Genomic DNA, 9070 nt, shown 5'->3' with positions numbered 1-9070 from the left:
AGCTGGTCCTAGCATTGTTAATGCAAGCCAACGCATTCGCAATGCAAGCCGACGCATTCACAATGCAGGGTATTGCCAAATTGAATTCGCTACGAATTAATTAAATGCTGTACTAAGGATAGACATGGAAAGAGAGATTAAAGATTCAGATGGAATTACATGGATTTGTATTCAAGCATTTTCAGGTCTTTCAGATATCTCAAAAGCTGAAGATGCAGCTGAAGTCGAAGGAGAACCAGATACCTACTGGGTTGTCTGTACTCCTAGTGGCGGCGCACAGTCTGTACGGCTAAAGCTACAGGGTAAATGGGAAGAAGAATACTCTGATGAGGCGTTACTCAAGGAAATTAGAGCGCAGCAATAATTGGCGTTGGTGATTAATCGGCTCAATGCCCTGTTCGCTGGAGCGCGTGGTTAGGCTTTTGGGGTGGACGATGGAAGTGGACAGACTTCCATGACTTGAATCAAGCCGTGTTCAAGGGTGAATCGATGACCCACATGCTCATCGACAAGAACTGCCCCAACCAAGTCACGCACGACCTGATGCACATCGACCAAAATGCGTCCGGCCTCTTCCGAGTAAAAGGAAATCGGCTCGACGTGCGGATTGATCTCGCTCCATTGCTCCGTCCAGTAAGCGCGAACTTCTTCAGGCCCACGGACAAAACCGCCTTTGAACGCTCTCGGCCAAAGCACGTCTGGAGTCATGAGGGCAAGGGCAGCGTCAATGTCTCGTGCGTTGAAGGCCGCGTAAGCCGCACGAAGCAGTTCGATTTCTGGTGCAGGTTGATCTGACATAAGAGCTATGGTGAAGGAGATGCAGCAGGGCCTTAACAATTTATTTTACTGTTAAAGCTAAGTAAGCTAATAATCATTTAATCTGCATGTTGAGACCGCAAGGGGGCAGGGGTGCAGAGGAGCAAGGGAGAGGACTTGAAGTTTTTACCTAAATTTTTAGTTGTGCAACTTGTAAGCACAAAAGCTTATTATTATCTTTGCGGGACACAACTACGCGCTAATTGCGATCACTGTGGCGAGTTAGTAGTGTCCGCCAGATATAAATTTTATTCGTACTCGGCTCAATACCAATATAAGCTTCTCAAAATCCTCCTTAAAAAGGAGGATTTAAAGTTTTGGATACCTTATGTACCATTTTTAAAACAACCTCTAAGACGCACAAGAAAAAGCAACTGACATTATGACAAATACAGTAATTATTACAGGCGCATCTCAAGGAATTGGCAAAGCTACAGCATTATTGTTTGCCCGTCACAACTATGTCACAACTATAATGTTGTGTTGGCAGCTCGTCAACTTGACCGTTTAGAAGCTACTGCTGCACAGATACGGGAACTGGGACGAGATGCGATCGCTATTTCTTGCGATGTCAAAGATCCTTTACAAGTAAACGACCTGATCGAGAAGGGAATAAATCATTTTGGTAACATAGATGTATTAATTAATAATGCAGGTATCTTTTGCTTAGGGCCCGTCGAGGATTTTAGCTTAGATGATTGGCATCAGATAATTGATACCAATTTGTGGGGCTACATCCATACTATTAATGCCATCCTGCCCCATTTCTTAGAACGTCGCAAAGGAACCATTGTTAATGTTAGTTCTATTGGTGGTATAGAACCGATTCCTTACCAAGTTCCTTACACAACCACTAAATACGCCGTAACTGGATTGACAAAATCGCTACACGCAGAGTTATCACCAAAAGGGATTCACGTTAGCGGAATTTATCCCAGTTTTATTAGTACTCAAGTGATGGAACGGGCAATCTTTCGCGGTAAAGACGAGGAAACTGCCGAAGCGCGTTCTGAGTTGGTAGATAAAGCAATTCAAATTCCTGTACTAGAAAAGCCTGAAGATGTAGCAAAATCAATTTGGGAAGCAGTAAAGCATCAGCGTTCTGATGTCATGGTAGGCACAACAAACCTTTGGAAAGCAATTTATCACTTGTCTCCTAATTTGATGCAGTCAGCTTTTCGGCGTCTCTTCGGCATGGAAGAACGAAGTTAGTCACATTTTGAGTTACCAGAAATAAAATTTTTGACTTTTGACTTTTGATTTTTGACTTACCCAAAGGGGCTGACTCTGCCATTGGAAGTAATAACAGAGGTAGAGGTTATGGCAACAACTTTCCAGTAGTGTAGAGGCTTAAAGTAAGCTAGAAATTTCTTAATGGCATATCAGGGCGTAATTTTGGATATAGATGGAACACTTGTTATCAGTAATGATGCTCATGCTCAAGCCTGGGTAGAGGCATTTGCAGCATTTGGCTATGAGGTAGAGTTCAAGCAAGTTCGACCACTGATTGGCATGGGAGGCGACCAGATTATTCCTAAGTTTGCGCCAGGACTTTCTGATCAAGAAGGAAAAGGTAAGGAAATTGCCAACAAACGTAAAGAACTGGTCATCAACAAGTTTGGAGCAAATCTGACTCCTGCCAGTGGGGCGCGGCAACTAATATTGAAGATGCAGGATGAAGAGTTACGTCTAATCATTGCTAGTTCAGCAACGAGCCAAGAACTGTCAGTGTTGCTCAAAGCTGCACAAGTTGATGATTTACTCAGTCAGGATGAGGCGGCAACATCTAGCGATGCCGAAGCTTCAAAACCTGCTCCAGATATTGTGGAAGCGGCTTTGAGTCAGTTGAAGATGCAGGCATCTGAGGTAGTAATGCTGGGCGATACTCCCTACGATATTGAGTCTGCAAATAAAGCTGGTGTTGGCGTGATTGCGTTTCGTTGCGGTGGTTTTGATGATAGTCAATTAAAAGATGCGATCGCAATTTACAATGATCCTGCTGACTTGTTAGCACATTATGACACCTCACCTCTAGCAACCAAAGCAATGACTAGCAATTGAAGAAGGCGGGAGGTTCAGTTCTAAACCTCGTTTGTATAACTCTTCAAATAATTTTTGCGAGATATATCTTCTATCTCCAAAAAATTTACCGATTAAGTCACGAGTCATAGTTTTTTTGTGCCTTTTTTAGTCATTCTCAATCAATCTTAGCGCTCGCCTTTGTAATGCCGAGTTATGCAAATCCATACATAGCTGACTGATGGTGTTACAGCAATTGTGGCGTTTTGTACCAGAGGTTCATACAGATAGTCGTGTGGTAGATAGGCGTATCTCACGATTACGGAGAATTTTAACCCGATGTCTACCGGAAGAATATAGAACATCGCGCTAATATTAAGTAATATTCCGATAAGAATAGACTTGTTCTAATTTTGAAAGTTTTGAGTAGGGGAGAACATAGGCGGCTGTCCCTAGTCGAGGAGAAAAACATTTAAACAAGTAGATGAAAGCAAGAATTTCTGACTCCATTGCTGACCATTTTCGAGGTGGGGAAATGGCAACCCGGATCAATCGCTTGGACTGGTCGCAAACGTCATTAGGCAAGCTCGATGCATGGTCACAAAGTCTCAAGTCAGTGGTCAAGACGCTGCTTGCTTCGAGCTATCCGATGATTCTAACTTGGGGCACAGATTTCATCCAAATTTACAACGATGCCTATTCGCAATTGATTGGCGAGAAACATCCCGCAGCGCTTGGGAGTGATATTCGGATTACACTCGCCGAGGCATGGGACACGCTAGGGCCAATGATCGAAACGGTGATGTCAACGGGAGTGGCAAATCTGACACCAGCACTGCTCCTGTTGTTGGAACGCTCCGGCTATCGGGAAGAATCCTACTTTAGTGTTTCCCATGCTCCGGCAGAAGACGATTCTGGGCAGATTGTTGGGATGCTTGCGGTGTGTAGTGAAGTAACACAGCAAGTATTGGGGGATCGGCGATTGCGGCTGCTACGCGATTTATCGTCTAAAGCAGGCGCAACCCAAAGCGTTGAAGCAACCTGCCATGATGCGCTTTGTGTTATCGCATCCTCTCCAATGGATGTACCGTTTGCACTGCTATATCTACGTGACTCCGATACTAAAAGGTTGATCTTACAAGGATCTGTGGGGATTCAAGCAGGGGAAGTCGTCAGTCCGAGAAGAATTGAGCTAGAAACCAATGGCACAGATGTTTGGTCATTGGCGAAGGCGGCAAATGGAGAAACGATTCTAATTGAAGGCATCGATGAACATATCACAATTTTAGGCGGTGCATTTAGTGAACCAGTAAAATCTGCGATCGCACTGCCGATCGCCTCATTTGGGCAGACAGCGACATTGGGTGTACTGGTAGCCGGAATTAGCCCTAGCCGTGAGCTAGATGAGGGATATCGCTCATTCTACGAATTATTCGCAGGTCAGATATCGGTTTTAGTCCGCAATGCTCAGGCATACGAAGAAGAACGCCGACGCGCTGAAGCATTGGCAGAACTAGATCGGGCGAAAACAGTGTTTTTTAATAATGTCTCCCATGAGTTCCGCACACCTTTGACGTTAATACTGGGTCCGTTAGAGGATGTCCTAAGTAGCAAAAATGGGTCAAAGGTGACAACTGAGGAACGTGAGCAATTGCAATTAGTTCACCGAAACAGTCTGCGTTTGCTCAAGTTAGTCAACACACTATTGGACTTTTCGCGCATCGAAGCAAATCGGATTGAAGCAGTTTATGAACCTGTTGACCTTGCTGTATTTACAACTGAACTGGCCAGTGTCTTCCGCTCAACTATCGAACGCGCCGGTTTACGTCTAATAGTAGATTGCCCACCTTTACCAGAAGCGGTGTATGTAGACCGCGAAATGTGGGAAAAGATTGTTTTGAATTTGCTCAGTAATGCTTTCAAATTCACGTTTATTGGACAAATCAGTGTAACCTTACGTTGGTACACGGAATATGTGGAACTGGAAGTCCAGGATACAGGTACAGGAATTCCAGCAGCAGAATTGCCCTATTTGTTTGAGCGTTTTTACCGTGTACAAGGGTCACGGGGTCGCACTTATGAAGGCTCTGGGATTGGATTATCGCTAGTGCAGGATCTGATTCGACTTCATGGTGGCTCGGTTCGTGTGATCAGCAAATTAAATCAGGGAAGTTCTTTCATTGTTTCACTTCCTACTGGTACTGCTCATCTGCCCACTGAACGCATTGTATCTGAGCATGATTTGCCGAACACTGCTTCAGTAACGGCTGCTTTTGTTGAGGAAGCACGGCGTTGGCTACCTGAAGAAGCAGGGGAGCAGGGGAGCAGGGGAGCAAAACACTTTCTTCTCCTCTGCCCCTCTGCCCCTTTGCTCCTCTGCCCGTATTTTACTGGCTGATGACAACGCAGATATGCGCGATTATTTAAAGCACTTACTCCAAGGAGATTACGAAATAGAGGCAGTTACAGATGGAGTAGCTGCCTTAGCAGCAGCCCGCAGGCAGATACCGGATTTAGTACTGAGCGATATTATGATGCCGGGAATGGACGGGTTGCAATTGTTGCGCGAATTGCGCTCTGAATCATCCGCTCGGGAAGTACCTATTATCCTGCTATCTGCCCGCGCTGGTGAAGAATCTCGCGTTGAAGGCTTAGAGATGGGTGCGGATGATTACCTGATCAAACCTTTCTCGGCGCGAGAACTGCTGGCACGGGTACGAACAAACTTAGAGTTGTCCCGACTGCGTAAAGATGCTTTAGCTCAACAAGCCGAACGAATTCGGGAGCAGGCAGCGCGAGTTGAGGCGGAGACCGCCAGTCGCATGAAAGATGAATTTTTGCAAGTACTTTCCCATGAGATTCGTACACCACTCAATGGAATGCTTGGCTGGGTTAAAATGCTTCGCCAAGGTAAATTAAATTCATCTGAAACTATTCGGGCGCTAGAAACTATTGAGCGCAGTGCCAATGCTCAAGCGAAACTAGTAGACGATTTACTGGATGTATCATGTATTATCCGAGGGCAACTGCGCCTAGAAAAGCTTTCAGTTTCTTTAATCTCAGTGATTACTGAAGCTATCGAAACTGTAAAACCAGAAGCTTCAGCTAAAGATATTACGATTAACTGTATGCTTGATCCGTGTGCTAGTTCTGTTTGTGGAGATGCTAGTCGTTTACAACAAGTAGTGTGGAATTTACTGAGTAATGCAATTAAATTTACGCCTTCTGGGGGACAGGTAGAGATTTGCCTGCAAGCTTTGGGTACAGAGGCGCTCCTCCAGGTCAAAGATACGGGAAATGGTATAAAAGCTGACTTCTTGCCCTACATTTTTGAGCGTTTCCGTCAAGCAGATGCAAGTACAACCCGAAGCTATGGGGGACTAGGCTTAGGGCTAGCAATCGTCTGGCATTTAGTGGAAATGCATGGGGGAACAGTAGAGGCCAATAGTCCAGGGCTTGGGCTAGGAGCAACCTTTGATGTGCGCTTACCTCTGATGAGCATCTCTTATATTTCTGAGGGTGCAGAATCAATCTCTGGAAACGATGATAGTCAAATTTCACTCAACGGTTTACAAGTATTAGTTGTTGATGATGAAGCTGATGGACGTGAGCTTGTTGCTTTTATCTTGAAGCAACATGGTGCTTTGGTGAGTGAAGCAGCATCAGTAGCCCAAGCATTGTCAGCGTTAGAGTTGGGAATACCACACATACTGATTTCGGATCTTGGTATGCCAGAGTCGGATGGCTACAGCTTCATTCGTCAAATCAGGGCTTTACCAGTAGAAAAAGGGGGTAAAATTCCAGCAATCGCTAATCCTAACCCGAAACCTCCTGTATGGCGCGAGCGTACACTATATACTCGATAAAACCGCTCAAAGATATAGGGTAAATCTGCCTCTGGAATCCCAATACCGCTATCCTGGACTTCAATTACCACCCAACCAGACCCAAAGAAAACTCGTAAGCTAACTCTACCTCCAGACGGCGTGTAGCGGCAGGCATTACTGAGAAGATTTTTTACTGCTTGCCGCATTAAATCTGGATTGATTCTCAACATTACTAATTGTTCAGGAAATTCGCTGGTTAATTCTAAGTTTTTTGCCTTTGCTGAGTGGGTGTATTCCTCTACTAATATTTCGAGCCAGTTAACCTTTATTTTCTGAGTTTTGGCTAGAAAATTTAATGTCTGTGATTAAATAATGGCTCAAAGCTTTATTTAATCAAAGGTTGAGAATTTTGCTTCAATTATTGTTTACCAAAAGTGACAAAACAGGGTTATGGCTCGACCTCGTTGGCTACAATTTCTAATTAACTTAGGGCTAGAGTTTTGGCTGTCAATACCCTTGATCGGAATGTTTTTTTGGGTAAGTACGGGTTTGCTGACACATCAAGTCTTAAGCTACACCTATGACACAATCGCCCAAATCCACGCCGACTCAAAACATCACATTCAGTTTTCTGTTTCACTCCCTGTTATGTCTATTGAAGCGATAATTCAACGTCAAGAAAAGTTGACTGAAGTCAAAGTTTACACTGCTGATTCAGTGTTAAAGCAGATGGAATTTGAGTTTACCGTGACTGAATTTGCTCAAATTGATGCCGCAAGCGCTCAAGCTTTAGGATTATCTATAACAGCAATTAAGCAGTTAATACGTTATCGCATTGAAAATTAAGGGACTTTCAGATGCGATCGCTGTTTGCGAGATTCTAGGCAGAATCCATGCAGCCAATATAATTCATAAAGATATTAACCCTGGAAACATAGTCTTTAATCTGGATACTGGCGTTGTCAAAATTATTGATTTTGGGATTGCGACCCAATTTAACCGCACCAATCCGACGTTCAAAAGTCCCCATGTGTTAGAAGGCACGCTTGCCTATCTGTCGCCAGAGCAAACCGGGCGGATGAACCGAATGCTCGACTATCGCACTGATTTTTACTCCCTTGGTGTGACATTTTACGAACTGCTCACCGGACAACTACCATTTCCCACCACAGACGTGCTGGAGCTAGTCCATTGTCATATTGCCAAACATCCAATTGCGTCTAATGAAATAAATACAAAGATTCCCAAGCCAGTTTCAGATATCATTCTCAAACTGATGGCGAAAAATGCTGAAAATCGCTATCGAAGTGCCTGGGGCATCAAAGCGGATTTAGAAATCTGTGCTGAACAATTAGAAGAAATCGGTCAAATCTCTAGCATTCAACTGGCGCTTCAAGACGTTTCGGGTCAGTTACTTGAGGCAGAAGAGTTCTACGAACAAGCAATTCAAGGAGCTAGAGACAATGAGTATTTGCAAGAAGAAGTATTAGCTTATGAATTAGCTGCTAAACATTATCTGGCAAGAGGTAGAGAAAAAATCGCCCAAACTTACATGAAGGAAGCACATTGCTGCTATGAACGATGGGGAGCAACTGCGAAAGTCAAAGATTTAGAAACTCGCTATCCCCAGCTATTTTCTCAATCTTCAGGCATGGCTTCCGTGCCAATCCACAAAACTTCTGTCATTACCTTTAATCACTCACCCATCGCTTTCGATTTAGCGGCGGTGATGAAAGCTTCCCTTACGATTTCTAGTGAAATTGAACTGGATAAGCTACTCAGTTCCTTGATGAAGATATTAATCGAAAATGCTGGCGCACAAACAGGATTTTTGATTTTGGAAAACTCAGGAAAATGGGTGATTGAAGCGTCTAGTGAATTCAATGAAGGTGAAATGTCTATGCTACACAAGTGCTACAATCTATCCCAACTGCAAATCATTTACCTGAATCAATTATTAATTATGTAATTCGTACTCATGAATGTGTCATTTTAAATGATGCTACTCGTGAAGGTAATTTTATTAACGATCAATATATTCAACACAATCAAACTCAATCAATCTTATGTTTACCTATGCTCCATCAAGGTAAGCTCGTGGGCGTGTTGTATCTAGAAAATAAACTAGCGTCTGGGGCATTTACACCAGAGCGATTCTCCGTTCGCGCAAGCGTGCCGGAGGTATTAGGAGACGCTACGCGATCGCAAGTCTTAAATCTGCTATCCACCCAGGCAGCCATTGCGATCGAAAATGCCAAACTCTATGCAAAGCTCCGCGCGAGTGAAAGTCAGATGACTCAATTTCTAGAAGCGATTCCAGTGGGAATTGGCATTATTGACGCAACGGGTCGCCCTTACTATGTCAATCAACGAGGAATTGAGCTTATGGGTAAAGGCTAGGACCAGCC

The 9070-nt window shown here is 44.0% G+C and carries 7 protein-coding genes and 4 pseudogenes; 8 read left to right on the top strand and 3 right to left on the bottom strand.

All coding sequences use genetic code 11. The annotated features are described in order from the left end of the window. Positions 1–124: 124 nt before the first annotated feature. On the top strand, positions 125–364 hold the full coding sequence (locus tag RMZ43_RS35825; protein ID WP_322652073.1) for a hypothetical protein: 240 nt from the start codon (positions 125–127) through the stop codon (positions 362–364). Positions 365–414: 50 nt separating this feature from the next. Here the strand turns inward: RMZ43_RS35825 and RMZ43_RS35820 are convergent, their stop codons facing one another. Then, positions 415–798, bottom strand: a complete 384-nt coding sequence (locus tag RMZ43_RS35820) for a nuclear transport factor 2 family protein (protein ID WP_322652074.1) — start codon at positions 796–798, stop codon at positions 415–417. Positions 799–1198: 400 nt separating this feature from the next. Here RMZ43_RS35820 and RMZ43_RS35815 point away from each other — a divergent pair. Next, positions 1199–2028, top strand: a pseudogene (locus RMZ43_RS35815) (SDR family NAD(P)-dependent oxidoreductase). 162 nt (positions 2029–2190) lie between these two features. Beyond that, positions 2191–2877 carry an HAD family hydrolase gene (locus RMZ43_RS35810; protein WP_322652075.1) on the top strand — a complete coding sequence of 229 codons (687 nt, stop codon included), beginning with the start codon at positions 2191–2193 and terminating at the stop codon, positions 2875–2877. 15 nt (positions 2878–2892) lie between these two features. Here RMZ43_RS35810 and RMZ43_RS35805 read toward each other — a convergent pair. Then, positions 2893–2985 (bottom strand): annotated as a pseudogene (locus RMZ43_RS35805) (transposase); the annotation flags it as partial. A 334-nt stretch (positions 2986–3319) separates the two neighbouring features. On the opposite strand from RMZ43_RS35805, the gene RMZ43_RS35800 reads away from it, so the two are divergent. Then, the gene (locus tag RMZ43_RS35800) at positions 3320–5233 is read left to right on the top strand and encodes a sensor histidine kinase (protein WP_322652818.1); all 1914 of its coding nucleotides are present in this window, start codon (positions 3320–3322) and stop codon (positions 5231–5233) included. 13 nt (positions 5234–5246) lie between these two features. After that, entirely contained in the window at positions 5247–6701 is a 1455-nt protein-coding gene (locus RMZ43_RS35795) for an ATP-binding response regulator (RefSeq protein ID WP_322652819.1), read from the top strand. On the opposite strand, the gene RMZ43_RS35790 is transcribed toward RMZ43_RS35795, so the two are convergent. Continuing rightward, positions 6596–6868, bottom strand: a complete 273-nt coding sequence (locus RMZ43_RS35790) for a sensor histidine kinase (protein WP_428851007.1) — start codon at positions 6866–6868, stop codon at positions 6596–6598. The two genes, RMZ43_RS35795 and RMZ43_RS35790, sit on opposite strands and share 106 nt — an antisense overlap. Before the next feature lie 244 nt (positions 6869–7112). Between RMZ43_RS35790 and RMZ43_RS35785 the strand changes: the two genes are divergently transcribed. The 3 genes and pseudogenes from RMZ43_RS35785 to RMZ43_RS35775 all read left to right on the top strand — a co-directional run. After that, entirely contained in the window at positions 7113–7508 is a 396-nt protein-coding gene (locus RMZ43_RS35785) for a hypothetical protein (RefSeq protein ID WP_322652080.1), read from the top strand. After that, a pseudogene (locus RMZ43_RS35780) lies at positions 7498–7953 on the top strand (serine/threonine protein kinase); the annotation flags it as partial. The gene RMZ43_RS35785 and the pseudogene RMZ43_RS35780, both read left to right, overlap by 11 nt. Positions 7954–8061: 108 nt before the next feature. Further along, a pseudogene (locus RMZ43_RS35775) lies at positions 8062–9056 on the top strand (GAF domain-containing protein); the annotation flags it as partial. Positions 9057–9070: the final 14 nt, after the last annotated feature.

Source organism: Nostoc sp. CmiVER01, assembly GCF_034531135.2.
Classification (GTDB): domain Bacteria; phylum Cyanobacteriota; class Cyanobacteriia; order Cyanobacteriales; family Nostocaceae; genus Nostoc.
Note: the sequence above shows the minus strand (reverse complement) of the source record. Positions and strands in the feature narration are given on the sequence as shown.

What these genes read in the sequence shown, in the direction of transcription:
- RMZ43_RS35825 (WP_322652073.1), top strand. Translation starts at nt 125, where the DNA reads ATGGAAAGAGAGATTAAAGATTCAGATGGAATTACATGGATTTGTATT.
- RMZ43_RS35800 (WP_322652818.1), top strand. Translation starts at nt 3,320, where the DNA reads ATGAAAGCAAGAATTTCTGACTCCATTGCTGACCATTTTCGAGGTGGG.
- RMZ43_RS35795 (WP_322652819.1), top strand. Translation starts at nt 5,247, where the DNA reads ATGCGCGATTATTTAAAGCACTTACTCCAAGGAGATTACGAAATAGAG.
- RMZ43_RS35810 (WP_322652075.1), top strand. Translation starts at nt 2,191, where the DNA reads ATGGCATATCAGGGCGTAATTTTGGATATAGATGGAACACTTGTTATC.
- RMZ43_RS35790 (WP_428851007.1), bottom strand. Translation starts at nt 6,868, where the DNA reads ATGCGGCAAGCAGTAAAAAATCTTCTCAGTAATGCCTGCCGCTACACG.
- RMZ43_RS35820 (WP_322652074.1), bottom strand. Translation starts at nt 798, where the DNA reads ATGTCAGATCAACCTGCACCAGAAATCGAACTGCTTCGTGCGGCTTAC.
- RMZ43_RS35785 (WP_322652080.1), top strand. Translation starts at nt 7,113, where the DNA reads ATGGCTCGACCTCGTTGGCTACAATTTCTAATTAACTTAGGGCTAGAG.